This is a genomic window from Streptomyces xanthochromogenes, from assembly GCF_014650455.1.
Classification (GTDB): Bacteria; Actinomycetota; Actinomycetes; order Streptomycetales; family Streptomycetaceae; genus Streptomyces; species Streptomyces xanthochromogenes.
The window spans coordinates 71968-98586 of sequence record NZ_BMUZ01000019.1; the positions used below are offsets into that span (position 1 = coordinate 71968).

Below are 26619 nucleotides of genomic sequence, written 5' to 3' on the forward strand. Positions count from 1 at the left end.
CCCGGCCGCACTCACGGGCGCCGACCGCGTCAGGATCGCGTCACGAACCTGTTCACCCGCCCGACACAGAACCGGATGGTCAGTATGTTAATACTGTAGAAGATGGACACAGGGACTCTGACTATCCACGATGGCCCGGGGGGGCACATGATCGAGATCGACCGAGACACCCACATACAGACCACTTCGACGTTGCTCGGGCACATCCCGACGCCCGGTCGCCCGGACCCGGCGATATCGCCGGCGTTCGCCCATCGAGCGGCCGCCGAGGACGTACTGGTCGCCGGCTGGCGGCGGCGCAGCGACACCGTCTTCTCGATCGCGGTCGACTGGTCGAAGCAGCACAACTTCTTCGCTCCCGCCCGAGGGAGCGCGCACCACCACATGCTGATCGCGCAGACCCTGCGCCAGATCGGCCTGGGACTCACCCACGCCGGACTCGACGTCGCCGCCGGAACGAATCACTTCCTCCTGGACGATCTGCGGTATTCCGCGGACCCCCGCCACCGTACGGACACCCTGGCCCCGGTGCGGGCCGAGGCGGAGTACACCTGGACCGGGCGGCGCAGTCTGCGGGTGCAGATCAGCCTCCAGCAGGGCGGCACCCTGTTCGTCACCAGCAGTTCCCACTTCACCTGGGTACCGGACGGTGTCTACCGCAGGCTGCGCGGCGACCATCTGACGGCCCGTCCCCGTGCGTGGGCCACGCCCGTGGAACCCTCCGTGGTGGGCCGGCACTCCCGCGACGAGGTCACGCTCGCCGACACGGGCGTACCGCACCGCTGGGAGCTGATCAGCGACACCGGCCACCCGGCCCTGATCGACCACGCGGTCGATCACGTCCCCGGGCTCGTACTCCTTGAGGCGGCGCAACAGGCCGCGTACGCCTTCGCCGGGGCGGACGGCTTCAACCCGCTGTCGACGGCGATCCAGGCCCAGCGCTACGTCGAGTTCGACGCCCCGTGCTTCGTCGAGGCACGGGCGATCCCGGCGTGGTCTCCGGGTGCCCTCGCGGTCGAAGTCACCGGCCTCCAGCGCGGCGAAGCCACGTTCCGGTGCCAGATCCAGGGGACCCCCGCACACGCCTGACGACCGCCGTGCCGCCGAGGGGCCGCGGCCGCGAGGCCGCGGCCCCCTCCCGCGTCCGCCCACTCAGCCGGCCGCCCCCGCGGAGGCCCGCCCGGCGGACGGGACGGCCGGCGCCGGGGCACCCACCAGGACCGGCAGTTCCTGGTGCCCGTTGGAGATGAACGACGCCACCGGGCGCAGCGCGCCGGAGGGGACGGCGAGGGACAGGCCCGGGAACCGTTCGAACAGCGCGGAAAGCGCGATGACGCCTTCCATCCGGGCGAGCGGCGCGCCCAGGCAGTGGTGCACACCATGGCCGAAGGCCAGGTGCGCGCGCCGGGAGGGCCGGGTGATGTCGAACCGGTCCGCGTCGCCACCGTGGGTCCCCGGATCTCGGCCCGCCCCGGCCACCGAGAGCACGATCGCCTCGCCGCGGGGAATGACCACATCACCCAGGTCGATGTCCTGGACGGCATAGCGGAGCATCAGGTTGGCGGCCGCGGGCTCCCAGCGCAGGGTCTCCTCGACCACGTCCTCCCAGGACGCCCGTCCCGCCAGGACCAGTTGGAGCTGTTCGGGATGGGTGAGCAGGGCGTGCACGGCGTGGTCGATGAGGTTGACCGTGGTCTCGTAGCCCGCGGACAGGAGGTGGACGAGGGTGTCGAGCAACTCCTGGTCGTCCAGGGGCGCCTCGTCCGACTGCTCCGGGGTCTCCCGCTGCCTGAGGACGAGCCCGCTGGTGAGGTCGTCGCCGGGGAACTCCCGCTTGGCGGCCACGAGTTCGTGCAGGATGCCGTAGAGCTCGGCCGCGGCCCGCCCCACCGCCGCCGCATCGGCCGAGGTGTCGAAGAGGCAGTCGAAGATCGCGCAGAGTTCGTCGCGACGCTCCCTCGGCACTCCGAACAGCTCGCAGATCAGCCGGGCCGGCAGCGGCACCGCGAACCGGGCCCGCAGGTCGAGGGGCCGGCCCGCGGGCAGCTCCGCGATCTCGTCGAGCAGCTCGGCCGCGATGCGCCGCACGACCGGCTCCAGCGCCTTGGTGCGGTGCGCGGTGAAGGCGCTCGACACCAGCTTGCGCAGCCGGGTGTGTTCGGGCCCGTACGCCGTGAACATGCTCCGGATCGACACCCACATGGCCAGTGCCCAGTCCTGCGGCACCTCCCCGTTGGTCCAGGCCGGCCAGTGCCGGACGGCGTCCTTGGAGACGTCGGGCGAGGCGAGCAGGCGGCGCATCGCCTCCGGGTCGGCGACGGCCCAGGCCGGCACCCCGCCGGGGAGCTCGATCCGGACGGCCGGGCCAGCACGGCGGACCCGCTCGGCCTCACCCTGGATGTCCCGGCCGGCCGCGTCCATCCTGAACGGGCATTCCTGCATGTTCGGCATCCTTCTCTCTTGCATGGACAGTGCTGTACGCGGCTGTTCGCCATCGGCGCCGGGACGGACCGTGACCGGGCGGCCGGCACCGCGGGCGCGGAGGCAGCCGGGCGTACGGAACCCCTGGGCGGCGGGACACCTGGCAGCTGATCGGCCGGGCCGGGACCGCCGAGCGGGCCGCCGTGAGACTGTCACATGCCGCGGTCCATGATCATCACCGGCCCATGACGATTTGATGAACTCAGGCCGCCGGCACCGGGCCTCCGCCCGGAACGAGCGCGTCCACCGTGTCCGCCGCGGCTATCCGGGGCAGCAGCAGCTCCCAGAATCCGGTCAGCATGCGCTGCGAGAACCACTCCCGCTCCTCCCGGCCGAGCAGGCCGTAGCCCGTCATCACGGCCATGATCGTGACCGTCACGTCGCCCGGCACCACGTCGTCGACGAGCGCGCCCTCCTGCGCCGCCTCGTCGACGAAGCGGCGCACACAGGTGTGCCACTCGCGCCGCAGATCGAGCCCGGACTCCCAGGTGAAGTCGGCGTTGAGCTGGAAGCCCGCGCGGAACACGATGTTTCCGCGCAGCAGGCGCAGCACCCCGTGCGAGGCGTCCGTCAGTGCCTGCAGCGCCGACTCACGGCTGCGGTACGCCTCGCGCACCACGGACCGCAGTGCCTCGGTCGCGTCCTCCTCGACGGCCTCGGCGAGCGCCGCCTTGTTGGCGAAGTGGAAGTGCAGGGCCCCGGTACTGACACCGGCCTGCCTGCTGATGTCGCTCAAGGTCGCCTGGGCGTACCCGTACCGGTCGAAGGCCACGGCGGCCGAGCGGATCAGATCTCGGCGGGTGGTGACCGCCCTCTCCTGCTTTGTCAACGGTCGGCTCCCTGCCGGCTCTGCTCTTCATACCTGCCGCTGGGCCGCAGGCCCCCCATGCGGACAAATAAACCGACCAAGCGGTGTTGTTCTAACATCGTGGCGTGCCCTGCCCCCGAGGGGGCAGCCGCGACGAGCACGAATGCCTCTGGGCATGGGGAGCAGCGTACGCCGTGGACCAGAAAAAAACCAACCATGCTGCATGCATTCGCGAACCCTTGTGCCGCAGAACGCCCTGGAGCCCGGAGGCACTCGTTCTCGGTTGACAAACCGCATGCACGGTTTTTAATCTCGGCAGAGCTCGGAGATGTGGCAGAGCAGTCCGTGAACATCTCAGGTAGTGGTGATCATCCAGGGGTGGCGAGTGGTGCAGCGTGTTTCCGACATCCATGTGACCGTGCCCGACCAACGGTCGACGGGGTGCGCCCAGGGACGGTCCGGGCGCTCCGGCGGCGAATGGCCGGTCGGCCCCGTCCTGATCGACCTGGACGAACTCCGGTCCCGGGCACAGGCACCACACCCCGGCGACGACGTCCCGTCCCCCCGCTTCCTGCCCGAACTCGGCCGCCTGGCCGAGGCGGTGAACTCGGAGGCCGGTCTGACGCCCCAGGGTGCCGCCGCGGTCCGCGAGCGCCTGGTCTCCGCGCTGGAGCAGCAGACCCGGCTCGCGGCCCTGGCCCAGGAGGCCCCGGAAACAGCCGCCACCCACATCAGGAACCCCGTCTTCATCTCGGGGCTGCCCGGCAGTGGCGCGTCGATGCTCCAGAACCTCCTGGTCGAGCATCCGAGCGTGGATTCGCCGACCTTGTGGGAGATGCTCTACCCGGTCTCTCCCGGCGCGGGCTCCCCCGGCCGACGCATGCTCATCGGCCAGGCCCGCGCCCACGTGGAGGCGTCCCGCCACCCGGTGCGGCACCGCACGGTGGGACGGTTCCGCGAGGCGACCCGCCCCGGGGGGTGCCACCAGCTCCTCGCCAACGCGTTCCAGAGCCCGGTGAGCGGGATGTACCTGCGCATCCCCGAGTACGTGAGAGAACTGGAGGCGGCCGATCTGACCGCCGCGTACGCCTTTCACCGCGAGCAGTTGCAGGCGATCACCGCACGCATACCGGTCGCCTCGCTCGTCCTGCGGGCGCCTTTCCACGCCGCCCGCGTGGACGACCTGTTGCGCGTCTACCCCGACGCCCGGGTCATCCGGGTGCACCGGGACCCGGCGGCACTGGTCACGATCACCGCCGGCCTCTCCGCCGGACTGCGGCGCACCACCTCATCGCGGGTGGCCCCGAAGGAGGTGGGCCGCGAGTGGGCCGACCACATCGAGCGGCACCTGGCGCGGACGTCGCAGGCCGGCCGACGGCTCGGACCCGACCGGCTGCTCGACGTGCGCCACGCCGACCTGGTCGCCGCCCCGGCCGCCACCGTCCGGCGCGTCCTCCAGTTCATCGGCGTCGAGCCGACCCCCGCGGTTCTGGACAATGTCGAGTGCCTCGCGCGGGCGACGGCCGCCCCCACGCCGAATGCGCACCGGTTCCAGGCGGACGACTTCGGCCTGTCCGCCGACGAGTTGCGGGAGCGATTCGCCTCCCATATCGAGACATACGCCCTGTAAGGACCCGCAGAGGCCCCGCGCCACCGCTCACCACGCGCCGCGCTCCTCGCGCTTCCCCGCACCTCCCCGCGCATCGAATCAGCCGACCTTCCCGCATGGCTTGTCAATGCATGCAGGAACATTAACATTGGGTATCAACACGGGGACTGCGACGACAAGTGTGGAGATCAGCGTATGACTGCAGGTCGTGGACGGCGGGACGGTGAGGTCGAGCTCTGGCGGCAGTTGACGGTGCTCACCAGTCGCATCAGCAACACGCTGGACAAGCGGCTGCAGCGCGGTCATGGAGTCAGCGTCGCCGAGTACACCGCACTCGTCGTCATGCGGGACAACGCGAAGTCCGGCGGGGTGCGCATGCAGGACCTCGCCGAGGCCGTCGGGCTGAGCCAGTCCACGGTGAGCCGACTGGTCGCCCGGCTGGAGAACGAGGGCCTCGCCGGCCGTGTCATCAGCGAGGAAGACCGCCGCGTGATGTACGCGCAGATCAGCGAGCAGGGCACGGCGGTGATCACGGACGCCGCCGTGACCTTCCAGAAGGAACTCACCACGGCCCTGGACGTGGCCTCGTTCGACGAGCAGACCGCGTCGTTGGTCGCCCGCCTGCGCCACAACCCCGCGACGGCCGGCGGCTGAGCCGCTCCGTTCCCCGTCACGTAGGGCGCGAACGGGCACAGCAATGAGCCCGGCCGGCCTCAGCCGACCGGGCTCGGGCCCGAACCTTGAATCCCCGCTGTCCTACGCGTACGTGTAGAAGCCCCGGCCGGACTTCTTGCCGAGCAGCCCGCACTCGACCATGCGCAGCAGCAGGGGCGGCGGCGCGTAGAGGGTCTCCTTGGTCTCCTCGTACATCGCCTGCGCGATGGAGACCGTGGTGTCCAGGCCGATGAGGTCGGCGAGTTTGAGCGGTCCCATCGGGTGGGCGCAGCCCAACTCCATTCCCTGGTCCACGACTTCGGGCGTGGCAAGGCCGCTGTCGACCATCCGGACGGCCGACAGGAGGTAGGGGAACAGCAGGGCGTTCACGAGGAAGCCGGCCCGGTCGGGAGCGCTGATCACGGTCTTGCCGAGCACACCCGCGACGAAGTCGGCGGCACGGGTCCGCGTCCCGGGCTCGGTGAGGACGGAGCCGACCAGCTCCACCAGGGGCAGCACCGGCACCGGGTTGAAGAAGTGGATGCCGATGACCTTGCCGGGCCGCCGGGTGGCGCGGGCGAGCCGCGCGACCGACAGGGACGAGGTGTTGGTGGCGATGATGGCGTCCTTCGACAGCAGGACCTTGTCGAGCGTTGCGAACACCTCGGCCTTGGCCTGCTCGTCCTCGCGGACGGACTCGATCACCAGCTGCCGGTCGGCCAGTTCGCCGAGGTCCGTGGTGAAGGAGATCCGGTCGAGCGCGGCGGCCCGGTCGGCCTCGGTGATCCGGCCCTTGGCGACACCGCGGTCGAGGGACGCGCGGATCCTGGCCGCGCCCCGGACGTGCGAGTCCGCTGAGCTCACGGCGACCCGGACGTCGCGCCCGGCCCTGGCGCACAGCTCCACGATGCCCGCGCCCATGGTTCCGCATCCGACGACGCCCACCCGGTCGATCCGCTCGGCGCCGGCGTCGAGCCCCGCGCCCTCCTTCGGTCCGGACACCAGCTCCACCACGGCAGTTGTGCCTCTCTCGTCCATCTCGGTCAACCGGCCAGTGCCGGTACGCGGGGAGCCAGCGGGCTGAGGCGCTCCTCGCCGATGCGGGCGCGCAGCTCCGGGTCGGTGATGCCGAGCCCGGGCTCCGGGGCAAGGGCGAGCACCCCGACCTTTCCGGTGTGCCGGTTCGTCTGGACGAGCCGGGCGGCCTCGGCGGCCTCGGCGAGCGGGTAGGTGGCGGACAGCACGGGCGACAGCATGCCCAGCTTGAACAGCCGGTTGCACTCCCACTGCTCCTGCAGGTTCGCCGCGTGGCTGCCGATGATCCGCTTGAGGTTCATCCACAGATAGCGGTTGTCGAACTGGTGGGTGTAGCCGGTGCTCGATCCGCAGGTGACGACGGCACCGCCGCGGCGCACCACGAAGACGGAGATGCCGAAGGTGGCCTGGCCGATGAAGTCGAAGACGACGTGCGGGTCTTCGCCGACGCGCTCGCGGATGGCCCGGCCGAGCCGCTTGCCGAGCTCGATGGTCTTCTCCGGGCTCGGCGCGGCATCGCCGTCCATGCCGATCTCCGTGCGGTCGATGACGACGTCGCAGCCCATCCGCCGGAGGATCTCGGCCTTGGCCTGCGAGCTGACCACCCCGACGGGGATGCCACCGGCGTTCTTGACCAGTTGGACGGCGAACGCGCCGAGCCCGCCGGTCGCACCCCAGATGAGCACGATGTCGCCCTGCTTGATGCGGGCGCCCCGGTCGCTGATCAGCATGCGGTAGGAGGTGGCGGCGGTGAGCATGGTGCTCGCCGACTCCTCCCAGGTCAGATGGGCGGGCTTGGAGAGGAGCTGGCTGGCGCGGACGACGGTGTAGTGCGCGAGGCCGCCGAAGTTGGTCTCGTAGCCCCAGATCCGCTGCTCGGCGCCCATCATGCCGTCGGCGTGGGTCGCCGGCTCCTGGTCGTCGACCTGGACGCAGCTGACGACGACGTGGTCGCCCGCCTTCCAGCGGCGGACGGCGGAGCCGGCGCGGACCACCACACCGGAGGCGTCGGAGCCCAGTACGTGATGGGGCTGGTCGTGCCGGGCGGCCCAACCGCCCTGCTTTCCGAGCTTGTTGAGGAAGGCGAAGGTCGACACGGGCTCGAAGGTCGCCGACCACACGGTGTTGTAGTTGATGGAGCTGGCCATGACCGCGACGAGCACCTCGTCCGGCGCGAGCTCCGGCATCGGAACCCGTCCGACGTGCAGCGACTTGCGCACGTCCTTGTCGTCGACGCCGCGGAACATCTCCACGTCCTCCGCCCGCGTGTGGACGGCCGGATAGTCGCCGGGCAGCGGCTCCCGCTCCAGCTGTGCGGGGGTGGCGCCGTTCAGAACGGCGTCCGCCAGAGAATCCATGTCAGTCCTTCGTCGTCGACGCGAGGTGGGGCGTGGGGTCGGGCAGGGGTTCGATGCGCGGGCGGAACGGCAGGGGGAGGGCACGTTCCGCCCGCGCAGTCGGATGGGCCGCGGCCGGCGCGGCCCCGGGTCAGGAGACGAGACCGCCGGCGGCGGCGAGGTACTGGCCCGTGATGTACGAGGCGTCGTCGCTCGCGAGGAACGCGACGACCCCGGCGATGTCCTCCGGCTCACCGATGCGGCCGAGCGGCATCATCTGCGCGAAGGTGTCGTACTGGTCCGCGATCGGGGCGGTCTGGTCCGTGCGGATCAGGCCCGGCAGCACCGAGTTGACGGTGACGCCGCGGCCGCCGACCTCGCGCGCCAGGGCGAGGCCGAGCTGCTCGACGGCGGCCTTGGTGGCCGTGTAGACACCGGTGCCCGCGAAGGTGGAGTGGGTGTAGCCGGTGGAGATGTTGATGATCCGGCCCCCGTCGCTGACGTGCGTCGCGGCCTGGCGCAGCGAGTAGAACGTGCCCTTGAAGTTGACGTCGACAGCGCGCTCGAAGGTCTCGTCGTCGACGTCGGCGATGTTGCCGTTGCCGGCGATGCCGGCGTTGTTCACGACGATGTCGAGCGAACCGAAGGCGTTCAGAACCTCCTTGTACAGGTTCTCGATCTCGTCCTTCTTCGCGAAGTCGGCCTGCAGGGCGATGGCCTTGCCACCGGCTGCGACGACCGCGTCGACGACCTCCTGCGCGGCGGCGGCGTTGCTCTGGTACGTCACGGCCACGTCGGCGCCGTCCGCGGCCAGACGCAGCGCGACAGCACGGCCGATGCCCCGGGAGGAGGCGGTGACCAGGGCGGTCTTGCCCTGCAGGCGCTTGGCGGTCTGGGTGGTCATAAGGGTCATACCTTTCGTTGTTTTCTTCGGGTGCTGCTTACGCGAGAATTTAATGCACATTCATTTCATGCGCAAGCAAGTTCTTGGGGGGCGAGATGTTCCGCCCGGGGTGTCGCGCGCGGGTGGCGCGACGAGCCGGTCCGGCTCAGGAGGGAAGCTCGACGGACAGGGCGTGCGAGAAGGTGTTCCGCGGGTCCCATTTGGCCTTGGCCTGTTGCAGGGCCGCGTAGTTGCCCTTGTAGTAGAGCTGCTGCCAGGGCGTGCCCGAGGCGTTCCAGGCCGGGTCCTTGACGTCCGCGTCGGCGTAGTTGATGAACATGCCGTCGGTGACGCCGTTCAGGCCGGGCACGCCGCCGGTCTCGCTGTACAGGTCGCGGAAGAACTCCCGCACCCAGGCCAGGTGTTCGGCGTCGTCCGCCGCGTCCGTCCACAGGACCGCGGTCTGCACCTTCAGGATCGAGTCCCGTTGCGCCACCGCGGTGTCCGCGGGACCCACCTCGTTCACCTTGCCGGCATAGGCCGAGATCAGCATCAGCGCGGCCGGATACTCGTAGTCGGTGCGCGTCAGGTGCTTGTACATCGCGTCGAGCTGCGCGGCGGTGAAGTTCTTGCGCTGGTAGGCGGGCTTGCCCTTGAAGCGGAACAGCGGGTCGGGCCCGGTGAAGCCGGACCACTGGGTCGCGTGCAGCCACGGGACCTTGCGGTGGTCGGCCACTTGCGCGGTCACCCCGGTGCCCGCGCCGACGTACGCGACGAAGTCGTCGAGCATCTGCTCGGCGCCGGGTGCGGAGGCCTCCACCTGCACGGTCAGCGAGATCGCACCGGCCGCCCGATGGGACGGCTTGAGCTCGCTGAACAGCGAGAGCTGGGCCGAGCCCGGTGCGCTGTTGTCGATGTGCCACTGGGCGTAGTTCTTCATCAGCCGGCCGAAGCCGTCCTTGGTCAGGCCGGCCCACGGCCAGTTGACCGTGGATATCCACACCTCCGACGGGGCCTTGGGCAACAGCTTCGACGGATCGCTGCCGGTGGCACCGGGCGCCCGCATCCAATAGCGGGTCACCACACCGAAGTTGCCGCCGCCACCACCGGTGTGGGCCCACCACAGATCGCGGTTGGGGTCGCCCGTCTCGCGCGTGGCGACGACGGCCTTGGCGGTTCCCGTCCTGTCCACCACGACGACCTCGACGGCGTACAGGTGATCGCTGATCAGGCCGTACCTGCGGGACAGCGCGCCATAGCCGCCGCCCTGGATGTGGCCGCCGGCGCCGACCGTCGGGCAGGCACCGCCGGGGACCGTGACGCCCCAGCCCTTGAAGAGCCGCTCGTAGACCTGGCCCAGCTTGGCGCCGGCCTCGATGACGAAGGCGTTGCGGCCGGAGTCGAATCCGACGGCGTTCATCGCGGAGAGGTCGATGACGACCTTGACGGCTGCGTTGGCCACGAAGTCCTCGTAGCAGTGGCCGCCGCTGCGTACGGCGATCTTCTTGCCCGCGCTCACCGCGCTCTGCACCGCGGCGACGACCTGGCTGGTCGAGCCCACGAGGCGAATGCTCTCGGGATTTCCCTCGAACCGCTGGTTGGTGCCTCGGCGCAGATCGGCGTAGCGGCTGTCCGTCGAGGCGACCGTGACCGGCCCGAAGACGGTGCTGCCCGTGCTCTCCCCCGCTGCCGTGGCGGCGGGCGGGGCGAAGACGCCCGCGCCGAGGCCGGTCCCCACCGCTGCGACGCCGACGCCGGTCGCGGTGCGCTTGACGAACCTTCTGCGTGTCACCGTGCTGGTCACTTCTGAGTCCTTACGTTCTCTGGCGGGCGGCGACGAACGCCGCCGGGGGCTGTACGCAAGTGGGGGGCTGCCGGGGCGGTGGCCGCCCCGGTCAGGGGGGTGCTTTCGGGCTTCCGGGACGCGCGGCGATCGACGCGCCACTCGCACCAGGCGATGGAGCACCCGGCGAGGGTGAGGACCGCGGCGGCCAGGAAGACGCTCCTGAGTCCGTGTCCGAGGTCGAGCACCCGGCCGCCGAGCCAGGAGCCCAGAGCGATCGCGGTCTGGACGGACGCGATGCTCATCGCGACGGCGAGTGTGGGGGCGCGCCCGGAGACGGAGTTGAGGATGCGGGCTCCGAGCCCGGGATTGAGGGCGAAGAAGACGATGCTGAACACGACCAGCGCGCCGACGGCAGCGACCGGCTGGGGGGCGACCCCCGCGAAGGCCACCAGGACCACCGTGAGCACGGCGAGCAGCGCGGTCAGCGACCCCATCAGGGCCCGGTCCGCCAGCTTGCCGCCGAGCGCACCGCCGGCGAGCGAACCGAGGCCGAAGAGGAAGAGGAGCAGGGTCACCTGATGACCCGAGAAGCCGCTGACCCGCTCAAGCAGCGGGGTGAGGAACGTGAACGCGGTGAATCCGCCGCCCATGCCGACCACGGTCAGCAGCAGGGCCACCCGCACTCTGCGGTCGCGCAGCACCGAGAGTTCGGCAGCCACTCCTCCCCCGGCCCCGGCGGAGGTGGCGGGCACCAGCAAGGCGCAGGCGAGCAGGGCGGTCAGGCTGAGCACCGTCACGCCCCAGAAGGTCGCCCGCCAGCCCCACTGCTGGGCGAGCAGCAGGCCGAGCGGCACGCCCACGATCGTCGCGAGGTTGACGCCGATGATGATGCGGGCCACCGCTGACCCGGACTTCCGCGGTCCCGCGATCTCCGCCGCCGCGATCAGGGCGAGCGCGAACAGCGTGCAGTGGCTGAGCGCGGACAGGACCCGGGCCGTCATCAGGACGCCGTAGCCGGGAGCCAGCGCCGCGAGCACATTGCCCGCGACGAACAGGGCGAGCAGCCCGATCAGGAGGGGCTTGCGCGGCAGCCGGCTGGTCATCAGCGTGACCAGCGGGCCACCGACCACGATGGCCACGGCGTACCCCGAGACCAGCAGCCCCGCCTGGGGGAGCGAGACATCCAGGTCCGTGGAGAGCTGCGGCAGCAGACCGGCGATGACGGATTCGGCGGTTCCCAGGCTGAACACACTCAGCACCAGGGCGAAAAGGGGGGCCGGCATGGCATGACTCCACAGAGGACGGTGACGGGCTGGGCCGTGAATCAGCGCAGGTGGACGGGGAGTTCGTAGAGTCCGCGGATGAGCAGCCCCTCGCGCCAGCGGAGCGTGTCGACGGGGGCGGCGAGCCGGATGGCGGGGAAGCGCCGCACCAGGCTGCCGACGGCGATCTGTCCTTCCATCCGGGCCAGGGGCGCGCCGAGGCAGTAGTGCATGCCGTGGCCGAAGACCAGGTGCCCGGCGTCACCGCGGGTGATGTCGAAGGTGTCGGGGTTCTCGAAGCGGTCCGGGTCGCGGCCCGCCGAGCCGAGCGAGACCAGGACGGGGGCGCCGGCGGGGACGCGGACGTCGTCGAAGTCCAGGTCCTCCAGTGCGAAGCGCCAGGTGGCGACCTCCACCGAACCCTCGTAGCGCAGGAACTCCTCGATCGCGCTCGTGATCAGCGACGGGTCGTTGTGCAGGAGGGCCAGCTGGTCCGGGTGCTGCATCAGCGCGAGCATGCCGTTGCCGATGAGGTGGACCGTGGTCTCGTGGCCGCCGATGAGCATGAGGAAGGCCATGGCGGTGAGTTCGCCGTGCGACAGGCGCTGGCCCTCGTCCCGCGCCTCGATCAGCGCGCTGATCAGGTCGTCGCCCGGGTGATCGGCCTTGTGCGCCACCAACTCGTCCAGATACGCGCCGAGTTGGCCGGCCGCCTTGCCCACACGGGCGTGCCCCTCCTCGTCGGCGACCAGCGTCGAGAGCGCGGTGGACCAGTCGTGGATGTCGTCCACATCGGCCAGCGGAACACCGAGCAGTTCACAGATGACCGTGACGGGCAGCTTGAAGGCGAACTTGTCGAGCAGGTCCACCGGGCCCTCGGTCGCGTCCAGTTCGGCCAGGAGGCCGTCGGTGATCTCCTGAATCCGGCCGCGCAGGGCCTCGATGCGGCGCGGGGTGAAGCCCTTGTGCACGAGACGGCGCAGCCGGGTGTGGTCCGGCGGGTCGACGTTGAGCAGATGACGTACGAGCGAGGCGTCCTCGCCGTCGGTCGGCTGGGCGACGGTGGCCCTCCAGCGCTCGCCGACCCGGTTCGGGTCCTTGCTGAACCGCGGGTCGGCCAGCGCGTTCTTGGCGTCCTCGTAGCGGGTCACCAGCCAGAACTCACCGCCGTCGGGCAGTGACATGTGGCTCACGGGAGCCTGGCGGCGCAACCGTGCGTACAGGGCATAAGGGTTGGCCTCACCCCCGAAGCTGATGGCCTCCGGCGTGCCGGCCGTCGCGCTAATCGTCATCGTTCCCTCCCCAAGATCGATACGAACGAGAGTCAGTAAAAAACCTGCGATCCGGTTTGTCAACCGGGACCGTCACCAGACCGACCTGCCGGAATCACGGCCCAAGACATGCAAATACGGGCAATATCGTCCTGACCGCGGGGCACATAAGGAATCAATCCCCTCACCGAGAACCGCACATCCGGTTCGTTAATGCATCCCTGTCGAGCTACCGGGTCCCGGCAAGCTCGCTCTGCCCGGCCTCGGCCGACGTCGCGACCTTCGGCCCGCTCGCGATCCGGTCCGCCCGCGGTCTGCTCCAGCGCCGCATCGCGGGCCGCTCCACCAGGGCGTACAGCGCCCAGGCGACCAGCACGCTGAGCACCAGGCCCCCGAGGAGCAGCGCGATTCCGGTGGGCGTGCTCCAGCCCTGCGGATTGCCGAGCTGCCCGCGGCACCAGATCAGGACGATGGCGTGCACGAGGTAGAAGGCGTACGAGATCTCACCCAGCCAGATCGCGAAGCGGCCCCGCAGTCCGGTGCGCCACCCGTTGATGTCGGCCACCGCCGCGGCGGGGACGAGCAGGGCGATCGGGATGATCGTGGCCGCGTTCAGGCCGTACACGTAAGGGAGTTGACCCGCCAGCGCGTAGCAGGCGACGAAGAGGAGGGCGGCGGGGAGGACACCGACCCTGATCCACTTGCCGTTGATCACGATGCGCGCCAGCAGGATGCCCAGGAAGAAGTCCAGGGCCCGCACCGGCGGCAGGGCGTACACGAACCAGAACTGGTAGAGACCCAGCGGCTGCCCGTCCGGCATGGCCGGCCCGTCGGTGATCACGACCTGGGCGAACACCGCGACGCCGATGACGGCCGCGACCACCCCGGCCACCCACCACCACAGTTTCTCCACCGGGATCCGGTTGGCCCAGCGCAGCAGCAGCGGGAACGCGACGTAGAACAGCGCCTCACAGGCGAGCGACCAGCTCGGCGGGTTCACGCTGAACAGCAGGCTGTAGACCGGGAACCAGGACTGCACCATGAAGAGGTTGGGGATCGCCTGGTAGAGCCGGGTGGAGGTGGCGACGAGCAGCAGCGCCGCGACGAAGGTCACCACGTGGTTGGGGTAGAGCTTGGCGATCCGGCGGCGCAGATAGCGCTTGTACGTGTCCTTGCGCCGCGCCGACCAGGTCAGCACGAAGCCGCTGAGCAGGAAGAAGAACGAGACGCCGACGTGGCCGGCGGTGATGAACAGGTCGTGGTAGAAGGACACCACGTCCTTGTCGGAGAAGACGTTGACCCAGATTCCGTGGTGGAGGAATACCAGAGCGGCGGCGATGAACCGCATCCCGGTCAGCGTCGGAAGCCGCGAACTGCCGGGCGCGACGGGCGAGTCGGTCGTTCTGGGCATGGGGGTACTGCCTCCCTGCGAAGAAAGTGGTGGATACGGCCTCGTCCCCTGCGGCTCACGCGACGGACAGGGAGGCGAAGGGCGCCGACGCGCACGGCTTCGCTTGACCGGTGGGATGACCCTAGCGACATAACCTATGCACCCGCAAGCAATCTTATGAATCTCAAACCGGCAGCCCTCACGAGGAGTTGACGCCAAAGGGGCCCGCTGGGCGAGCACGCCCAGTAGAGACGTATGCTTCCAGGTGCAATCTTTTTCAGTTTCATCCACCAAGGAGATCCGACATGCGCGCACTGACCCTCGCGGAGTACGGCGGCCCGGAGCTGCTGACCGTTTCCGAACTCCCCTCCCCCACTCCCCAGGCCGGCCAGATCCTGGTCCGCACCGCGGCGTCCGGCGTCAACCCGGTCGATCTGCTGGTGCGCGGCGGCGCCATGGCGGCGAACATCTCCCACCCGTTCCCGCTGGTGCTCGGCTGGGACCTGTCCGGCACGGTGGAGGCGGTCGGCGCCGGCGTCGACCGCTTCGCCCCCGGCGACCGGGTGGTGGCCATGTCGGCGCAGTACGCCACCGGCATCGGCACCCACGCCGAGTTCGTCGCCCTGCCCGCCGCGATCGCCGCGCCGGCCCCGCGCACCGTGGACCTGGTCGAGGCCGCGGCGCTGCCGCTGGCCGGGCTGACCGCCTACCAGGCCCTGGAGAAGCTCACCCCGCGCTCCGGTGAGCGGCTCCTGATCAGCGGTGCCGTCGGTGCGGTGGGCGGCTTCGCCACCCAGCTGGCAGCCTCCCGCGGCGTCGAGGTCATCGCCCTCGCCCGGCCGCAGGATGCCGAACTGGCAAGGGAGTTGGGTGCGTCCTCGGTGCTTTCCGCCGACGAGCCGCTGCCCACCGCGATCGCCGATGTCCTCCTGGAGACGGCCGGCATCGCGCCGAAGGTGATAGGCGCGGTCCGCGACGGCGGCCGGGCCGGATCCATCTACGCACCCGAGCCGCCGAAGGCCGAGCGCGGCATCACCGTGCTGGGGACCTTCGTCGAGCAGGACGGCGACCAGCTGGCGATCCTGTCCGCGCTGGTGGACGAGGGCGTGCTCACCTTGCGGGTGGCCGAGATCGGCGACTTCACCTTCGGTCCCGAGGCACACCGCAGGCTCGCGGCCGGTGGCTCCCGCGGAAAGTTCCTCCTCACGCCGTGATCGCGGCGGCGTAACAGCCGTGGAAACAAGGCGACTTCATCACGGACGAGTGCGGCCCCGGGGATTCTCCCCGGGGCCGCACTCGTGTTGTCCAAGGTCCTCACCGCCCGGTGAAGACCGCCTTGCCCGGACCGTCGGCGACGAACGTGCGCATGCCGGTCAGCTGATCCCGGGTGCCGAAAAGGCCCTCGAACAGGGTGCGTTCGAGTTCCAGGCCCGAGCGCAGATCGGTGCCCGTACCCAGATCGACGGCCTGCTTGATCGCCCGCAGGGCGAGCGAGGGGCCGCCGACGAACTGGCTCGCCCAGGCGAGCGCCTCCGTGAGCACCCGGTCCCGCGCGACCACCCGGTCGGCGAGGCCGATCTCCAGTGCCTCCTGGGCACTCAGCGCCCGGCCCGTGAACATGATCTCCTTGGCCCTGGCCGTGCCCACCAGGCGGGAGAGCCGCTGGGTGCCGCCCGCGCCGGGGATGACGCCCAGCTTCACCTCGGGCAGCCCGATCTTCACCTCGGGGGCCAGGATGCGGTGGTCGGCCGTGAGCGCCAGCTCGCAGCCGCCGCCGAGGGCGAAGCCGGTGACCGCCGCGACGACCGGTTTGGGGATGTCGGCCACCGCGGTGAACGCGCCCTGGAGACGGGCCGCCCACAGCACCATGTCGATCGGCTCCAGGCCCGCCATCTCCAGGATGTCGGCGCCGGCGGAGAACTTGTCGGGGCCGCCGTAGAGCACGACCGCCGAGACGTCCCTGCGGTCCGCCGCCTCCTGTGCGGCTTCGCGCAACTGCGCCTGGGCCGCGTGGTTCAGGGCGTTGACCGGCGCCCGGGACAGTTCGATGGTGCCGATGCCGTCGGCCACCACGAGCCGGACCGCGGGTTCCACCTCGTTCACGCCCACAGCAGACCTCCGTTGACTTCCAGCACATGACCGTTGACGTACGAGCTGTCCTCGCTCGCCAGGAACACCGCGCCGAGCGCCGCCTCGTCGAGCCTTCCCGCGCGGCCCAGCGAGAAGCGGTGGTGGTAGGCCTCCCACACCTTCTTGTTCTGCGAGAGCTCGCGGCCCATTCCGTCCTCCAGGACGCCCGGCGCCAGGCAGTTGACCTGGATGCCCTTGCGGCCCAGCTCGATCGCGGACACCTTGGTGAGGGTCTCGATGGCCGCCTTGGTCGCCGAGTAGCCCGCCGCGCCGATGGCGACCCGGCTCGCCATGCTCGACGAGACCGTGATGATGCGGCCGCCACCCTGCGGGATCATGCGGCGGGCGGCGCTCTGCAGGCTGTAGAAGGCGCCGTTGAGGTTGGTGTCCATCATGGACCGCCAGTCCTCGGGAGCGAGGCGGTCGACCTTGCCGTCGCGGTTCACCCCCGCGTTGGCGACCAGCACGTCGATCCGCCCGTAGGCCGCCACCGCGGCGTCCATGAGCCCGTCGACGCTGTCCGGGTCGGTCACGTCGGTCTCGTGGAACAGGACCCGGTCCGGCAACTGATCGATCAACTGCTGGATGTCGTAAGGGTTCCGGGCCGCGCAGACCACGGTGGCCCCCTCGTCCACGAACCGCTCGGCGATCGCCCGGCCGAGCCCCCGGGTGCCGCCCGTCACGACGGTGACCTTGTCCTTCAGACGCATGCTGTGCTCCCCCTCTCAGTACCAGGTCAGGACGGCCGCGCCCGCGGTCATCCCGCCGCCGACGGCCGCGAACAGGATGCGCTCGCCCCGCTCGATCGGCCGCTCGCGGTGCGAGTGGCGCAGCGTGAAGGGGATGGAGGCGGCGCCCGTGTTGCCGAACTGCGGTGCGGTGAGCGGGACTCGGGACATGTCCACGCCCAACTGCGCGGCCACGGCCTCGACGAGTCGGGTGTTGCCCTGGTGGATGAAGACCCGGTCGATGTCGCCGATCTCCAGACGGGCCTGGCTCAGCACGTCGTCCACGGTCTTCGGGATGATCTGGAGGGCGTACTCCTTGACCGAACGTCCCTGCATCCGGAAGAAGTGCCGGCCCGCCTCGCGGGCCGCGTCGTCCGCGGTCTCGCGGGTGCCGCCGGCCGCGACCTCGACGAGGTCCTCCCCGTCGCCGTCCGCGTAGAGCCGCGTCGCGTGGATGCCGTAGCCCTCGGGCACCTCGCCGAGCAGCACGGCCGCGGCGCCGTCGCCGAACAGCGACACGGTGCGCCGGTCGCCGCGGTCCATGATGCTGGAGTACATGTCGGCGCCGATGACCAGCGCGGTCCCGTCGTCGGGCGAGGTGCGCAGCATCGACTCGGCCACGGTCAGGCCGTAGACGAACCCGGAGCACACCGCGTTCACGTCGAAGGCCGGCGTGCTGTGCATCCGCAGCAGCTTCTGCATCCGCACGGCGGTGGCGGGCTGCGGCTGGTCGGGGGTGGAGGTGGCGAGCACCGTCAGGCCGACGCGCTCGCGGCTGTGCGGCGAGTCGGCGAACAGCTCCTCGACCGCCCGGGCCGCCATCGCGGACGTGGTGACGCCGGGGTCGGCGTAGTGCCGGCCGTGCACCCCCGTCCGTTCGGCTATCCACTCCGGGGTGACGCCGGTCCACGTGCTGATCTGCTCGTTGTCGATGACGCGCGGCGGGGCGTACGCACCGAGACCGATGATTCCGACGGGCATGGCCCGCTCCTTCGCTGGCTGGGGGATGGGGGTCGTGGCTGAACCCGAAAGGACGGCCGCGGGCTCGGGGCGGCTCACGCCGGGACGCCGCGCCAGGACGGCTCTTCGAGGATGTCGAGCACGGCGCAGGTCCAGCTGAACCCGCCGCCCACACCGAGCAGCAGGACGCGCTTGCCGGGGGTGAGGGCGCCGGTCTCGGTGAGGTGGTTGAGGCCCGCGAACTGGTCGGCGGGGCCGAGGTGGCCGGTGCGCCGGGAGAAGTCCCAGGCGGTCCGGTTCAGGTCCTCCACGCCCAGCGGGCGCAGGCATTGACGGAGCGTCAGACCGGCGCCGAAGTGCGGGGCGACGAGGTGGTCCATCTCGTCCATGGAGCGGCCCGCCTCCTCCAGAGCCTGGTTCGCGGCCTTCTGGAGGCCGCCCTCGACCCGGCGCCACACCTCGTCCTTGTCGAAGTCCTCCAGGAACTGCTGGTGGCGGCGGTTCAGGTCGATGGGGTGCTCGGCGTCGTGCTGGAAGGGACCGAAGGGCTCGTGGCCCCGGTGCATCGCCTCCAGCTCGGGGTCGGTGTAGGTCGCCATCGACACGATGCGGGCGAACCCTCCCTCACGGGAGAGCGCCACGGCCGCGGCGCCGTCTCCGTACAGGATCCGGTCGGTGCGCCAGCGGTCGAAGTACGGGTCGGTCCACAGGTCGCCCGCGGTGGAGACGGCGACCTTCGCCGTGGGGTGGGCGTGCAGATAGCCGGCGGCGAGCTCGGCGGCGACCAGGCCCCCGTTGGAGCCCGAGCGCACCTCGGCCGCGAGGCAGCCCGGCGCGGCGATCCCCTTCTGGATGTAGGAGCCGGAGTTCCAGATGTCGATGCCGTTGTGGAAGACGACGGAGTACGTGACCGCCGCCACGTCCTCGGGGCGGTATCCGGAACGCCGCAGCGCCTGCTGCCCGGCCCGTACCGCCATCTCCGGGATGCTGTCCTCGGGGGCGGCGACGGTGACGGACAGGTGGCCGCTGTGCCGGGCGGACTCCTCGTCGTAGACACCGGCGTCGATGGCGTCCTCGACGCTCATGGTCTTGGGCAGGTAGGCGCCGGTGCCGGCGACGTACAGGTGGTCCCACCGCATGGTGGTGCTCCTCAAGGCAGAAGGGTGGCGGAAAGAAGAAGAAGAAGAACGGAACGGGAGAGGCGGTGGACGAGCAGCACTGGTCGTCCGGCCCGGTCCTCGCCGAAGTGCGTTGCTAGTGCGCCCAGTCGAAGGCGTGGGAGGACGCCCGACGGGCGTCGGTCAGCCGCTCGTAGGGGAGTTGGCCGTCGGGCATGCGCAGGACTTCCATCTGCACGCCGATGGGGGTGGTGAAGTAGACCCACCGGTTGCCCTCGATCGGGCCGTGGGTGATGGTCTCCGGCTCCCCCATCACATGGACGCCGGACTGTGCCGCCAGGTAGGCGGCCGCGGCGTCGACGTCGTCCACGTGGAAGGCGAGGTGGGAGCCCCCCACATCGGCGTTGCCCGGCGCGGGCGGGGTGCCGCCGCCCTCGTACTGCCGCAGCTCGATCCGGTCGGTGGGCCCCAGGCGCAGCTTGGCCCGCATCCCCGAGCGCTCCCGAGGGCCGACGAGCGGCAGCGGGCGGGCTCCGACGACCTCCGTGAAGAAGCGTACGGACGCCTCCAGGTCGGCGACGGTGAGCGCCAGGTGATCGGCGCCCAGGACCTCGGCGGGCCCGCTCGGCGCTGCGCCCCGCGGGGCGGCCAACGGGTCGGTGGAGCCGGACAGTTGGAGTTCTAGTCCCCACGAGGTGGTGAACCCGACCCGGCGCACGGAGTCCCCCGGCCACACGGTGGGGCAGACCGCGTCGCAGGTCACCGTGACGTCGTCCCGCTCGCGCAGCCGGCCGGCCACGGCATCGACGTTCGCGACGCGCAGCGCCATCCGGCGCCCTCCCGGGGCGCCCAGCGACACCGGAGCGGTGCGCTGCCCCGGTGCCGCGTACTGGAACAGCTCCAGGTTGGTGTCGGGGCCGACCCGCACCATGGCCACCTGGGCCACGGCCCGGGGGTGGACCCCCAACTTCCGCCGCATCCAGTCCCCTTGGTGGTCCTGGACGGGCCCTTCGATGTAACAGAGCTCGCCGCCGAGCACCTCGGCGAAGAACTGGACGGCTGCGTCGAGATCCAGCACCGTGAACGCGAAGTGGTCCACGCGGCGGATGGACGGAATACCGATGCGGCCGGTTCGCTGCCCGGCCCCTGCCTCTTGGCGCGGCATGCCCGCGCTCCCTCCCGGTGATCTGCGTGACGGAAACCCGTGGTCACGGACGATACAGATCTATGCATCTGAAAGCAACTAACCAGAGATCTCACGAGGCACCCAAAGAAGAGCGCGACCAGGAACAGAGCTCACACGACGGCCAATTGTGCGCCGAAATACCCCCACAGCCTCCCAGCGCCGATGCGCACCCGAGGGGCGAGGGTGACGCCAACCACGCATTAATGTGCTTGCAGATGCATTGAAGTACTGCCATAGTCCCTGACGAAGCGATCAAGCCCGCAGCGTGTGGCACATGACGTCGCCCCGCGCGGAGCAGCAACGTCCCAATCGAGGAGACAGGCATGCAGCCGGACCTTCAGTCGACCGAACACACCTTCTCCGACGGCCTGTTCACCGTCGGAGACCCGGTCACTCACTGGTCTGTACGAGCCACCAAGCAGGTCGGCTACGAGGTACGCGTGGAGGAGAACCTGCTGAGCGTCGCGAACCGGGCGATCCTGGAGGACGCCGTCGAGGGCGAGACGGTGCGCCGCTTCATCGTGGTCGACTCCGTCGTCGACGAGCTCTACGGCGCCCGCATCAGGAACTACTTCGACCACCACGGCGTCGACCACCACCTGCTCGCCCTCCCGGCCGGTGAGCCGGCCAAGAACATGGAGCTGGTGCTGAAGGTCATCGACGGCCTCGACGCCTTCGGCATCGACCGGCGCCGGGAGCCCGTCATCGCCATCGGCGGCGGTGTCCTCATGGACATCGTCGGCTTCGCCGCCAGCATGTACCGGCGCGCGACCCCCTGGATCCGCATCCCCACCACCCTGATCGGCCTGGTCGACGCCGGCGTCGGGGCCAAGACCGGGGTGAACAACGACGGGCACAAGAACCGCCTCGGCACGTACTTCCCCGCCGACCGGACGCTCCTGGACCGTACGTTCCTGAACACCCTCGACGACCGGCACATCGGCAACGGCCTCGCGGAGATCCTCAAGATCGCCCTGATCAAGGACGCGCGCCTCTTCGACCTTCTGGAGCAGTACGGGGAAGAGCTGGTGCGCGACCGGCTGCAGCGGCCGGCCGAACTCGTCACGGCCGAGGACCTGGCGGCAGCCCCCGGCCGGCCTGCCGACCCGGCGACCGAGGTGATCGAGCGGGCGATCCACGGCATGCTGGAGGAGTTGCAGCCCAACCTCTGGGAGAAGGTCCTCGAACGAGTCGTGGACTACGGGCACTCGTTCAGCCCGGTCATCGAGATGCACGCCCTGCCGGAGCTGCTCCACGGCGAGGCCGTGGCCGTGGACATGGCCCTCACCACGGTCGTCGCCGAGCAGCGCGGCCTGCTCGACGCCGAGGAGCGGCGCCGGATCCTGCGGGTGATCAGCGCCCTCGGCCTGCCCGCCTGGCACGAGACGTGCACCCCGAAGCTGCTGATACCCGCCCTGCGCGACACCGTGCGCCACCGCGACGGCCTGCAGCGGCTGCCGCTGCCGGTCGGCATCGGCGCCGCCACCTTCGTCAACGACCTCACCGAGGACGAACTCGACGCCGCCGCGCAGAAGTTGGCCGACCTCCACTGGGGTGACTCCGAGTGAGCGCGTCCCTCGAAGGCCCCGCCGTCCCGTGGACGGCCGTGGGCCACACCAGCACCAAGGCCTCGGTGTACGGAGTGCACGGGGCCGAGGGCAAGACGTACTGGAAGGCCTTCGCCACCCGGCGGCAACTGCGCTCGCAGAGCGAGGCCGTCGAGTGGGCCTCGCTGCCGGCCAACGGCGTCAGCGGCGAGCACCGGCACACCCGCACCGAGGAGATCTACCTCATCCTGTCGGGCAGCGGCGAACTCCTGCTCAACGGCGGGCCCCGACAGGTCCGGGCCGGCTCGCTCGCCCTCACCAGCGTGGGCAACATCCACGGCCTGCGCAACACCGGTGACGGCCACCTCGACTGGTGGGTCATCGAAACCCTCGCACCGGCGACCAGTTCGGTGCTGTCCGGATCACCGGCCCCCGAAGGAGCAGACATGACCCAGGCCGTGGTGCACGACCTGTTCGAGGAGAAGCGCGTGGACACGAAGGGCGTGTTCAGCGGACCGCTCAAGCAGGTCGAGGTCATCGACATCGCGGCGGGCGGGGAGCGGGCCGTGGGCCGCCCCGGGGCCGAACTCGCCGTCTACGTCCACGCGGGCGAAGGCGTGGTGGAAGCACCCGGCCTGACGGAGACCGTCACCCTCGTCAAGGACACCTGCCTGCTCATCGAGGCCGGCTCGCAGTCGACCTTCCGGGCGGCCGGAGTTCCGCTTCGGCTGCTCGTGGTCACGCTCGCGGTCGATGGCGAAGGCGGCGCGAAGTGATCGTCTCCAGGGCCCAGGGGGATGTCACCGTGCGGGTCGGCGACCGCTCCGCACAGTGGCAGAGCCTGATCAGACGGGGCATGCTGCACAGCGAGTGCGAGGGCGTCGAGTACTGGGACCTGCGGCCCGGCACCCGGCTCGAAGTCCGGGCCGACCACGGCGTCGAGGAAGCGGTACTCGTCATCAGTGGTCAACTCGCCCTGTTCGAGAACGAGTTGTCCTCTGCCGTTGCCGACGCCGGAGACCTGCTGCTCATCCCGCACGGCGTCGACGGGGAGCTGCGCACCGGCGATCACCCCGCGACGGCGGTCATGGTGCGCGGGCTGCCCGCCGCAGTGGCATCCCGGCTGCCGCGCCGCATCCCGGAACTCCCGCCCACCGGCCGCTGACCTCCCGCGCCTCCCCCAGCACCCGGTGCCACTCGGCCGGTCGCACCGGCGCACGTCGCCCCGCCGCCGACGCCGGCCCCCGGCCGGCGCGGCGCGAGGAGTCCCAGCGCCCCGGCCCACGTACGTCCACCGCGCCCGGGGCCCCCGCTGCCCGTACCGCACGGCCACCCCCCACACCCCCCGCACCGCACACCCCCAGGAGACCCCATGGCCTACGTCATCGCCGCCCCCTGCGTCGACGTACTCGACCGGGCATGCATCGACGAGTGCCCGGTCGACTGCATCTACGAGGGCGGACGCAAGCTCTACATCCATCCCGACGAGTGCGTCGACTGCGGGGCCTGCGAGCCCGTCTGCCCGGTCGAGGCGATATTCCACGACGACGACCTGCCCGGCGACTGGTCCGCGTTCCGCACCGCCGACCGCGAGGTCTTCGTCCAGCTCGGCTCCCCCGGCGGCTCCGGTGCCCGGTGCGAACCCGTACCCGACCACCCCTTCGTCGCCGAACTCCCCACCCGTACGGCCCTGTCGGCATCCCCGTCCGCACGATCGCAGGAGTCATGAACAACGCCATGAACGACGTCTTCACACGACTCGCAGGCGAAGGGGTCTCCGTCTGGCTCGACGACTTCCAACGCTCCGGAACCACCCTGAGCGAGCTGCGCCGAGCGGTCGGCCCGCACGGCGTCACGGGGGCGGTCGGCCGGGCCGACGCGTTCGCCGAGCTGTTGCACACCAGTCCCCCGTACCGGTCGCGGATGAGGGAGTTGGCGCATGGCGACCTCACCGCGGAGGAGCTGGTGTGGGCCCTGACCACGCAGGACGTCCGCACGGCGTGCGACGAACTGCGTGCCGCCCATGAGCGCACCGCGGGACGCGACGGCTTCGCCTCCATCGACGTCGACCCGAGGAACGCCTGGGACGCGGGCGCGACCGTGGCCGAGGCCCGTGCCCTGTGGCGCACGGTCAACCGGCCGAACCTGCTGGTGAAGATCCCCGCCACGGCCCCGAACCTGGCCGCGATCAGCACCTGCCTCGCGGAGGGCATCGGGGTGAACGCCGTCGCGATCTTCTCCCCCGACCGCTATGCGCAGGTGTCCGACGCCTTCCTGGACGGCCTGGAGCGGGCCCGGGCCGCCGGGCGCGACCTGCGGTCCATCGCCTCGGTCGCCTCGTTCTCCGTCAACTCCCTCGACATCGAGGTGGACCGGGAGCTCGACCGGGCCGGCAGCGCGGAGGCGCGGGCGATGTCGGGGAAGGCCGGGATCGCCAACGCCCGTCTGGCGTACGAGATCTACGAGGACTCGCTCGCCTCGCCGAGATGGCGCGCTCTCGCGGCGGCCGGGGCCGCACCTCAGCGCCTCGCCTGGACCTCGACCGCCCGCACGACACCGGCGCGCCCCGACACCTCGTACGTCGAGGAGCTGGTGGCCCCCGACACGGTGAGCGTGCTGTCCGGGGCGACGCTGCTCGCCGTCGCCGATCACGGCGAGGTCAGGGGCGACAGTGTGCGTCGCCACTACGCGGAGTCGCGGCGCGTCCTGTCCTACCTGTCCTGGTTCGGGATCTCCTACCGGACGGTCGTGAGCTCGCTCGAAGCGGTGACCCTCCGGCAGTCGGCCGCCACCTGGGACGCGCTGCTGACGGCCGTCCGCGGCGAACTCGACGCACAGCGGCGGACGTTGGCCCCGCTGCGGTGACCACCGTCGTCCCGCTCGGGGCCGCGGAGCGAGGTCAATGCGTCAACTCGGGGCGGCATGGGGCGCCGATCTGACAAGCTCGGGCGCCACCCGTGGTCCGAACCGGCCCGGCGGCGGAAGCTGCGTGCGGCGTTCGGCACCACGAGGGAAGGAGTCCGCGCATGCGAGGTCCCGCGACGGGACCGGCCGAGCGCGTACGTGACGGACTCACTTCACGAAGGAACCCCATGGCTCTCTCCCCCGGCACGTCCCGAGCGGCCGCTTTCGAGGCCCGCGTCCCGGGTTCGAAGTCCCTGACCAATCGGGCGCTGTTGCTGGCGGCCGCGGCCCGTTCGGCCAGCACCCTGCGTGCCCCGCTGGTCAGCGACGACACGGTCGCTTTCCTGAACGCCCTGGTGGAACTAGGCGTCCGCGTCGAAAGGACCAGCGGCGACGACGTGTGGTCGCTGACCGGGCTCGGTGCGGGCCCGGTCGGCCCGGCACGGGTGTGGTGCGCCGATGCGGGCACGGCGGCACGCTTCCTGCCTCCCTTCGCGGCCGCAGGCCACGGCGACGTACTCTTCGAAGCCACCGACCAGCTCACCGCCCGGCCGTTGGCACCACTCGCCGAAGCGCTGCGGCAGTTGGGCGCCGACGTCACCACCGACCCGGACGGCAGGCTGCCGCTGCGGGTCCGCTCCCAGGGCCTCGACGGCGGCACGCTGAATCTCGACGGAGCCCTCAGCAGTCAGTTCCTGACCGGCCTGCTGATGGCGGGCCCGCTGATGCGCACACCGCTCGTACTGACCGTGCACCACCTCGTCTCCCGGCCCTACGTCGCGATGACGACGGCGTTGATGCGGCACTTCGGTGCGGACGTCGCCGAAGAGGACGATGTCTTCACCGTCGGCACGGGTGGTTACCGGGGCGCCGACCTCCTCATCGAACCGGACGCTTCCACGGCCTCCTACTTCTTCGCCGCGGCGGCGGCCACCGGCACCACCGTGACGGTCACCGGGCTCGGCACGGGGAGTTCCCAGGGCGACCTCCGGTTCGTCGAGGTGCTCAAGCTCACCGGCGCACGCGTGCAGAGCACCCCGGAGGCGACCACGGTCACCGGGACGGGGCAGCTCAGGGGCGGGTTCACGGTCGACATGGGTGATGTCTCTGACACCTTCATGACACTGGCGGCCCTGGCCCCGCTGGCCGACGCCCCCATCACGATCCGGGGCGTCGGGCACGCACGGCTCAAGGAGTCCGACCGGATCGCGGCGGTCGAGCAGAACCTGGGGGCCCTGGGCATCCGTACCCGTACCGGCCGGGACTGGATCACCGTGCACCCCGGACGCCCGGCACCGGCACGGATCGCCTGCCATCGGGACCATCGCATCGCCATGGCGTTTTCCGTGCTCGGCCTCAGAAGCGAGGGCCTCACGCTCGACGACCCCGACTGCGTCGGCAAGACGTTCCCCGGGTTTCACGAGGAACTGCACCGGATCTTCCCGCAGCACGCCGCCCGGAGGGGGCACCGTTGAGCAGGTTGCGTTGGCTGACCGCGGGGGAGTCCCACGGACCCGCACTTGTCGCGAC

24 protein-coding genes are annotated in these 26619 nt (G+C 70.7%); 10 read left to right on the forward strand and 14 right to left on the reverse strand.

Going from position 1 to position 26619, the window contains the following annotated elements; translation table 11 throughout:
• Positions 1 to 147 precede the first annotated feature (147 nt).
• Positions 148 to 1089, forward strand: coding sequence for a ScbA/BarX family gamma-butyrolactone biosynthesis protein (locus IE267_RS36285; protein WP_189766139.1), 942 nt, complete (start codon positions 148 to 150; stop codon positions 1087 to 1089).
• 63 nt (positions 1090 to 1152) lie between these two features.
• Here the strand turns inward: IE267_RS36285 and IE267_RS36290 are convergent, their stop codons facing one another.
• Positions 1153 to 2442, reverse strand: coding sequence for a cytochrome P450 family protein (locus IE267_RS36290; RefSeq protein WP_189766140.1), 1290 nt, complete (start codon positions 2440 to 2442; stop codon positions 1153 to 1155).
• Positions 2443 to 2683: 241 nt separating this feature from the next.
• Positions 2684 to 3310 (reverse strand): ScbR family autoregulator-binding transcription factor, encoded by a 627-nt coding sequence (locus IE267_RS36295; RefSeq protein ID WP_189766141.1) that lies wholly within the window; start codon positions 3308 to 3310, stop codon positions 2684 to 2686.
• Positions 3311 to 3677: 367 nt separating this feature from the next.
• Here IE267_RS36295 and IE267_RS36300 point away from each other — a divergent pair, with 367 nt between their 5' ends.
• Positions 3678 to 4919, forward strand: a complete 1242-nt coding sequence (locus IE267_RS36300; RefSeq protein ID WP_189766142.1) for a sulfotransferase — start codon at positions 3678 to 3680, stop codon at positions 4917 to 4919.
• A gap of 174 nt (positions 4920 to 5093) precedes the next feature.
• A complete protein-coding gene (locus IE267_RS36305) occupies positions 5094 to 5552 on the forward strand; it encodes a MarR family winged helix-turn-helix transcriptional regulator (RefSeq protein ID WP_189766143.1) in 459 nt (152 codons plus the stop codon).
• Positions 5553 to 5654: 102 nt separating this feature from the next.
• On the opposite strand, the gene IE267_RS36310 is transcribed toward IE267_RS36305, so the two are convergent.
• The 7 genes from IE267_RS36310 to IE267_RS36340 form a co-directional block, all read right to left on the reverse strand.
• Positions 5655 to 6554 (reverse strand): 3-hydroxybutyryl-CoA dehydrogenase, encoded by a 900-nt coding sequence (locus tag IE267_RS36310; RefSeq protein ID WP_268251631.1) that lies wholly within the window; start codon positions 6552 to 6554, stop codon positions 5655 to 5657.
• 41 nt (positions 6555 to 6595) lie between these two features.
• On the reverse strand, positions 6596 to 7945 hold the full coding sequence (gene ccrA, locus IE267_RS36315; RefSeq protein WP_189766144.1) for a crotonyl-CoA carboxylase/reductase: 1350 nt from the start codon (positions 7943 to 7945) through the stop codon (positions 6596 to 6598).
• 130 nt (positions 7946 to 8075) lie between these two features.
• Positions 8076 to 8828, reverse strand: coding sequence for an SDR family NAD(P)-dependent oxidoreductase (locus IE267_RS36320; RefSeq protein WP_229861629.1), 753 nt, complete (start codon positions 8826 to 8828; stop codon positions 8076 to 8078).
• 145 nt (positions 8829 to 8973) lie between these two features.
• Positions 8974 to 10611, reverse strand: coding sequence for an FAD-binding oxidoreductase (locus IE267_RS36325; protein ID WP_229861630.1), 1638 nt, complete (start codon positions 10609 to 10611; stop codon positions 8974 to 8976).
• Positions 10608 to 11876 (reverse strand): MFS transporter, encoded by a 1269-nt coding sequence (locus IE267_RS36330; protein WP_189766145.1) that lies wholly within the window; start codon positions 11874 to 11876, stop codon positions 10608 to 10610. The genes IE267_RS36325 and IE267_RS36330 overlap by 4 nt, the downstream gene beginning before the upstream one ends.
• 41 nt (positions 11877 to 11917) lie before the next feature.
• Complete coding sequence (locus IE267_RS36335) at positions 11918 to 13147, reverse strand: cytochrome P450 family protein (protein WP_189766146.1); 1230 nt, start codon at positions 13145 to 13147, stop codon at positions 11918 to 11920.
• A gap of 208 nt (positions 13148 to 13355) precedes the next feature.
• Positions 13356 to 14537, reverse strand: a complete 1182-nt coding sequence (locus IE267_RS36340; RefSeq protein WP_189766147.1) for an acyltransferase family protein — start codon at positions 14535 to 14537, stop codon at positions 13356 to 13358.
• A 284-nt stretch (positions 14538 to 14821) separates the two neighbouring features.
• Here IE267_RS36340 and IE267_RS36345 point away from each other — a divergent pair, with 284 nt between their 5' ends.
• Positions 14822 to 15730, forward strand: coding sequence for an NADP-dependent oxidoreductase (locus IE267_RS36345; RefSeq protein WP_189766148.1), 909 nt, complete (start codon positions 14822 to 14824; stop codon positions 15728 to 15730).
• A 100-nt stretch (positions 15731 to 15830) separates the two neighbouring features.
• On the opposite strand, the gene IE267_RS36350 is transcribed toward IE267_RS36345, so the two are convergent.
• The 5 genes from IE267_RS36350 to IE267_RS36370 form a co-directional block, all read right to left on the reverse strand.
• The gene (locus IE267_RS36350; protein WP_373304632.1) at positions 15831 to 16619 is read right to left on the reverse strand and encodes an enoyl-CoA hydratase/isomerase family protein; all 789 of its coding nucleotides are present in this window, start codon (positions 16617 to 16619) and stop codon (positions 15831 to 15833) included.
• Positions 16616 to 17356 (reverse strand): SDR family NAD(P)-dependent oxidoreductase, encoded by a 741-nt coding sequence (locus tag IE267_RS36355; protein WP_167152122.1) that lies wholly within the window; start codon positions 17354 to 17356, stop codon positions 16616 to 16618. Before IE267_RS36355 ends, IE267_RS36350 begins: the two co-directional genes overlap by 4 nt.
• A 15-nt stretch (positions 17357 to 17371) precedes the next feature.
• Positions 17372 to 18355 carry a 3-oxoacyl-ACP synthase III family protein gene (locus IE267_RS36360; protein WP_167152124.1) on the reverse strand — a complete coding sequence of 328 codons (984 nt, stop codon included), beginning with the start codon at positions 18353 to 18355 and terminating at the stop codon, positions 17372 to 17374.
• Between the two features lie 74 nt (positions 18356 to 18429).
• Positions 18430 to 19488 (reverse strand): ketoacyl-ACP synthase III family protein, encoded by a 1059-nt coding sequence (locus IE267_RS36365; RefSeq protein ID WP_189766149.1) that lies wholly within the window; start codon positions 19486 to 19488, stop codon positions 18430 to 18432.
• Positions 19489 to 19588: 100 nt separating this feature from the next.
• Positions 19589 to 20617: a VOC family protein gene (locus tag IE267_RS36370; protein WP_229861631.1), complete on the reverse strand. Its 1029-nt coding sequence runs from the start codon at positions 20615 to 20617 to the stop codon at positions 19589 to 19591.
• A gap of 344 nt (positions 20618 to 20961) precedes the next feature.
• Between IE267_RS36370 and IE267_RS36375 the strand changes: the two genes are divergently transcribed.
• From IE267_RS36375 to aroA, 6 genes are all read left to right on the forward strand, one after another.
• On the forward strand, positions 20962 to 22206 hold the full coding sequence (locus IE267_RS36375; RefSeq protein WP_189766150.1) for a sedoheptulose 7-phosphate cyclase: 1245 nt from the start codon (positions 20962 to 20964) through the stop codon (positions 22204 to 22206).
• Positions 22203 to 22961 carry a cupin domain-containing protein gene (locus IE267_RS36380; protein WP_189766151.1) on the forward strand — a complete coding sequence of 253 codons (759 nt, stop codon included), beginning with the start codon at positions 22203 to 22205 and terminating at the stop codon, positions 22959 to 22961. The genes IE267_RS36375 and IE267_RS36380 overlap by 4 nt, the downstream gene beginning before the upstream one ends.
• Positions 22958 to 23350 (forward strand): hypothetical protein, encoded by a 393-nt coding sequence (locus IE267_RS36385; protein ID WP_189766152.1) that lies wholly within the window; start codon positions 22958 to 22960, stop codon positions 23348 to 23350. The genes IE267_RS36380 and IE267_RS36385 overlap by 4 nt, the downstream gene beginning before the upstream one ends.
• Positions 23351 to 23557: 207 nt before the next feature.
• Positions 23558 to 23914, forward strand: coding sequence for a ferredoxin (gene fdxA, locus IE267_RS36390; protein WP_167152134.1), 357 nt, complete (start codon positions 23558 to 23560; stop codon positions 23912 to 23914).
• Entirely contained in the window at positions 23911 to 25050 is a 1140-nt protein-coding gene (gene tal, locus IE267_RS36395; protein WP_189766153.1) for a transaldolase, read from the forward strand. Before fdxA ends, tal begins: the two co-directional genes overlap by 4 nt.
• A gap of 227 nt (positions 25051 to 25277) precedes the next feature.
• On the forward strand, positions 25278 to 26564 hold the full coding sequence (aroA, locus tag IE267_RS36400; protein ID WP_189766154.1) for a 3-phosphoshikimate 1-carboxyvinyltransferase: 1287 nt from the start codon (positions 25278 to 25280) through the stop codon (positions 26562 to 26564).
• Positions 26565 to 26619: the final 55 nt, after the last annotated feature.

What these genes read in the sequence shown, in the direction of transcription:
- IE267_RS36285 (WP_189766139.1), top strand. Translation starts at nt 148, where the DNA reads ATGATCGAGATCGACCGAGACACCCACATACAGACCACTTCGACGTTG.
- IE267_RS36290 (WP_189766140.1), bottom strand. Translation starts at nt 2,442, where the DNA reads ATGCAGGAATGCCCGTTCAGGATGGACGCGGCCGGCCGGGACATCCAG.
- IE267_RS36305 (WP_189766143.1), top strand. Translation starts at nt 5,094, where the DNA reads ATGACTGCAGGTCGTGGACGGCGGGACGGTGAGGTCGAGCTCTGGCGG.
- ccrA (WP_189766144.1), bottom strand. Translation starts at nt 7,945, where the DNA reads ATGGATTCTCTGGCGGACGCCGTTCTGAACGGCGCCACCCCCGCACAG.
- IE267_RS36320 (WP_229861629.1), bottom strand. Translation starts at nt 8,828, where the DNA reads ATGACCACCCAGACCGCCAAGCGCCTGCAGGGCAAGACCGCCCTGGTC.
- IE267_RS36330 (WP_189766145.1), bottom strand. Translation starts at nt 11,876, where the DNA reads ATGCCGGCCCCCCTTTTCGCCCTGGTGCTGAGTGTGTTCAGCCTGGGA.
- IE267_RS36335 (WP_189766146.1), bottom strand. Translation starts at nt 13,147, where the DNA reads ATGACGATTAGCGCGACGGCCGGCACGCCGGAGGCCATCAGCTTCGGG.
- IE267_RS36340 (WP_189766147.1), bottom strand. Translation starts at nt 14,537, where the DNA reads ATGCCCAGAACGACCGACTCGCCCGTCGCGCCCGGCAGTTCGCGGCTT.
- IE267_RS36345 (WP_189766148.1), top strand. Translation starts at nt 14,822, where the DNA reads ATGCGCGCACTGACCCTCGCGGAGTACGGCGGCCCGGAGCTGCTGACC.
- IE267_RS36355 (WP_167152122.1), bottom strand. Translation starts at nt 17,356, where the DNA reads ATGCGTCTGAAGGACAAGGTCACCGTCGTGACGGGCGGCACCCGGGGG.
- IE267_RS36360 (WP_167152124.1), bottom strand. Translation starts at nt 18,355, where the DNA reads ATGCCCGTCGGAATCATCGGTCTCGGTGCGTACGCCCCGCCGCGCGTC.
- IE267_RS36370 (WP_229861631.1), bottom strand. Translation starts at nt 20,617, where the DNA reads ATGCCGCGCCAAGAGGCAGGGGCCGGGCAGCGAACCGGCCGCATCGGT.
- IE267_RS36375 (WP_189766150.1), top strand. Translation starts at nt 20,962, where the DNA reads ATGCAGCCGGACCTTCAGTCGACCGAACACACCTTCTCCGACGGCCTG.
- fdxA (WP_167152134.1), top strand. Translation starts at nt 23,558, where the DNA reads ATGGCCTACGTCATCGCCGCCCCCTGCGTCGACGTACTCGACCGGGCA.
- tal (WP_189766153.1), top strand. Translation starts at nt 23,911, where the DNA reads ATGAACAACGCCATGAACGACGTCTTCACACGACTCGCAGGCGAAGGG.
- aroA (WP_189766154.1), top strand. Translation starts at nt 25,278, where the DNA reads ATGGCTCTCTCCCCCGGCACGTCCCGAGCGGCCGCTTTCGAGGCCCGC.